The organism is Salmonella sp. SAL03688, assembly GCF_046551895.1.
Classification (GTDB): domain Bacteria; phylum Pseudomonadota; class Gammaproteobacteria; order Enterobacterales; family Enterobacteriaceae; genus Salmonella; species Salmonella enterica.
Genome location: NZ_JBGDVI010000100.1, coordinates 1 through 201 on the forward strand (window position 1 = coordinate 1; position 201 = coordinate 201).

At 51.7% G+C, this 201-nt stretch carries 1 tRNA gene; it reads right to left on the reverse strand.

Annotated elements, in window-relative coordinates:
• Positions 1 to 58 (reverse strand) — tRNA-Glu (locus ACLJR2_RS23920).
• Positions 59 to 201 lie beyond the last annotated feature (143 nt).

Below are 201 nucleotides of genomic sequence, written 5' to 3' on the forward strand. Positions count from 1 at the left end.
TAGGGGATTCGAACCCCTGTTACCGCCGTGAAAGGGCGGTGTCCTGGGCCTCTAGACGAAGGGGACGTATCAGTCTGCTTCGCAAGACGCCTTGCTATTCACTTTTCATCAGACAATCTGTGTGAGCACTGCAAAGAACAGTTCTTTAAGGTAAGGAGGTGATCCAACCGCAGGTTCCCCTACGGTTACCTTGTTACGACT